A 2,060-nucleotide genomic window follows, 5' to 3' on the forward strand; every position below is an offset into this window, starting at 1 on the left:
CCAGTATCAGTGTGCCACTATAGAGCGACTGTACTACTTACAGTCCAATGCGGTGGCCAGTATTAGTTGACCACTACACGACACGGCAATTTGAGTGGACGTATCCCATTCATAGACTATTCTTTTTGTAGTCACTTTCTTTCATGTAGTTGCTTGTCAAGATTTCTATTAATAAGCTGATTTTAAATGAATATATTAATAAAACCACTAAATAGGGCAAGGATGGCTCATTCTTTACTCCTTAGTTTCCCTATTTCGTTCAAATAACTTCATCACATAGCAATGTAGAGGAGTAATTGTATGGAAAGACGTACGTTTTTGAAAGGAGCAGCGATTTTGGGGGCGGCAGCCGGCACAACAACACCAAAGGTAATGGCCGCCGCGGGCCAGGCAAAAGATGCTACATCCTCAATGCCCACTCACCTAGCCGATGCCCTGACACGCTTTCGAGCCACTATCCCCGCCAACTTTGACCCGGTTTATGTCGAGAAAGCGGTTATTCCTTTCTTTCTTACCAGCTTTTATGAAGGTGAGCGGCCTTTATTGCCAATGATTGACCTCAATTTCAGTAAAGAAAATGCATTGCCCTATGATCTTTGGGGATTGATCTACTCAGATTGGCAACCAACACCGGAAGAAGGCGTTACTGTTTTTCTACAAGGGCTTGAAAAACGTGGTGAAAATAATCTGCGTAAGCGTATTTATTTTTCTGCCGTCACCCCAGACCTCTATCGCCCCATGTATGGCGATAAAGTCGTCTCTTTCTTCAATATGCTGATGGCTCCCAAATATGCCGATAAACCCTTTATGCGGCATTACCTTGATTATTATTTTGACATCTATTGGGATCTGCATCTTGGCGTTAAAGGGGATAAAATCCCTAAAGAGGTCAGACAAATAGGCGAAGCCTTCAACACCGTACTGGCCTACCGTGATCCCCTGTTACCGATCGTTTATGAAAACTATATGACGGTACGTAAACAGCTTAATTTTCTTAAAGCGTGGATTGATGAACGTCTCGATGATATCTCTGTTGGGCGCACGCCGGATGCAGAAAAAACAATGGCTTGGTATTGGCTGAAAAATGCCGGAGATGGACAACACTTCAGCAAAAAAGATATTGTTTTTGAATGCTTCCACAACTTTGTTGCCTTCAGCCAATGGGGAAATACCCTCTTCGGCATCATGTCACGACTGAGTGAGAATGACGGCAATGCTGAAGTACGCAGCGCATTTAAAAAAACCATGTCAGGTGATTATGATAACGCCAATGGGGCACCCTTTACACCGCTGGAACTGTTTGTTATGGAGTTGTTCCGTACTATTTCGCCCAACGGTGGCAGTATCTCCAGCATAGAAGATGCCCGCACGACGGCTTATGGCGCTTCTCCGCACGCACGTTTTGGCCTGCCTTTTGAGCGCAACAGTTATATCAGCACACCGCATACCAGCACCAGCCTTAGTCCTGTGCATTGGAAAAACCCTCAGCAATTCGAACCAGAGCGTTACCTCTATGTTCCTACCAGCGCGGATATCACCGAAGAGAAAAGCAAACAACTCGGCCTTGCCCGCTGTCCGTTTGATATCACGACGCTGGAAGTCAAAGATGGCCGCAAGGTGAGTGTGACTAACAGCGGTTTCGGTACCGTCTTTGGCGTAGTTGAAGGGCTGGCCAAACCGGTTTGTGATTATGCAGGTTTCGCTCCCTTTGGCTTCAGCTATCGCCGTTGCCCTGGCGAGCAGCTCACTATTCAGGTGTTCGAAGATTTCCTGCGCAAGGTCTGGCAAGACAAAATCACCTTCCATGGATTGAACCTGAATAACCCCAACAAGGTGCCTATCGGGCCTAACGCCGTCATTGAAGATAATATCAGCTTCCGTAAACCAGCCTGACCCTACGGATAAACGGCAGTTTCAGGTGGCCGCCTGACGAAGAAAACCCCGTATACCATTACGGGGTTTATCGCCATAGCGAGCAGCAGTCTGACAGGAATATCATCGGAACGGTAGCACGCCTACGGCGTGAGCTCGTCTGCTACGCAGCCGAAGTCCTTTCCACC

General features: G+C 47.0%; 1 protein-coding gene. It reads left to right on the plus strand.

Annotated elements, in window-relative coordinates; all coding sequences use genetic code 11:
- Nucleotides 1–300 precede the first annotated feature (300 nt).
- Nucleotides 301–1,893 (plus strand): twin-arginine translocation signal domain-containing protein, encoded by a 1,593-nt coding sequence (locus U869_RS0128445; RefSeq protein WP_025123697.1) that lies wholly within the window; start codon nt 301–303, stop codon nt 1,891–1,893.
- The last annotated feature ends 167 nt before the right edge of the window (nt 1,894–2,060 follow it).

Origin of the sequence: Serratia sp. H1w (genome assembly GCF_000633355.1) — a bacterium.
In the GTDB taxonomy this organism is placed as follows: Bacteria; Pseudomonadota; Gammaproteobacteria; order Enterobacterales; family Enterobacteriaceae; genus Chania.